Source organism: Variovorax sp. 05T418, from assembly GCF_056396385.1.
Genome location: NZ_JBFTLJ010000047.1, coordinates 1 through 1011, shown reverse-complemented (window position 1 = coordinate 1011; position 1011 = coordinate 1). Strand labels below are relative to the sequence as shown.

The 1011-nt window shown below is 66.7% G+C and carries 1 protein-coding gene and 1 pseudogene; both read right to left on the bottom strand.

The genetic code is table 11. The features are described 5' to 3' along the window. Nucleotides 1-227: Rieske 2Fe-2S domain-containing protein (locus tag AC1DMS_RS31700; RefSeq protein WP_478182142.1), on the bottom strand; the 227-nt coding region annotated here is incomplete at its 3' end. A gap of 19 nt (nucleotides 228-246) precedes the next feature. Continuing rightward, a pseudogene (locus AC1DMS_RS31695) lies at nucleotides 247-1011 on the bottom strand (nitrite reductase large subunit); the annotation flags it as partial.

The following is a 1011-nucleotide window of genomic DNA, read 5'->3' as shown; positions in this document are numbered from 1 at the left end:
CACGCCACGCTGGTGCCGAACACGATGCCCTGGCTCAAGGGCCCGCCCTTGTGCGGACAGCGGTCCAGCAGCGCGAACACCTGGTCCTCGGCATTGCGGAACACCGCCACGTCCACGCCCACCGGCCGTGCCACGCGGCGCGCCCCCAGCACCGGGATGTCCTCGACCCGGCAGATCACCTGCCACTCGTTGCCGCTGTTGTTGGGGTTGCTGTTGTTGTTGCTCATTTGCTGTTGCTCCTCGTCTTCAGGCCGCCTGGCTCGCCTTGTCATCCACCACCGCCACCGGCGTGAACTGCCGCACGTCCACCGACGCCTGGCTCGACTCGAACCACGGATCGGGCTCCCCATCCAGCGCGAACTGCAGCCGCTCCCACAGCGCCTTGCGGCCTTCGGTGTCCTCCAGGATCTTCTTCTTCACATGGTCCAGCCCCACCCGCCCGATGTAGTGCACCGTGCGCTCCAGGTACCAGCCTTCCTCGCGGTACAGCTGCAGGAAGGCGCCCGAATACTCCATCACCTCSGCGGCCGTCTTCACCTTCACCAGGAACTGCGCCACCTCGGTCTTGATGCCGCCGTTGCCCCCCACGTACAGCTCCCAGCCCGAATCCACCCCGATCACSCCCACGTCCTTGATCCCGGCCTCGGCGCAGTTGCGCGGACAGCCCGAGACCGCGAGCTTGACCTTGTGCGGCGAATACATCGCCCACAGCGCCCGCTCCAGRTCCTTGCCCATCTGGGTGGAATCTTGCGTGCCGAAGCGGCACCACTCGCTGCCCACGCAGGTCTTCACCGTGCGCAGGCTCTTGGCATAGGCAAAGCCCGAGGGCATGCCGATGTCCTTCCACACACCCTCCAGGTCCTCCTTCTTCACCCCCAAGAGGTCGATGCGCTGGCCGCCCGTGACCTTGACGGTCGGGATCTGGTACTTGTCGGCCGCATCCGCGATGCGGCGCAGCTCGTCGGGCGTGGTGTGGCCGCCCCACATCCGCGGGATGACGGAATAGGTGCC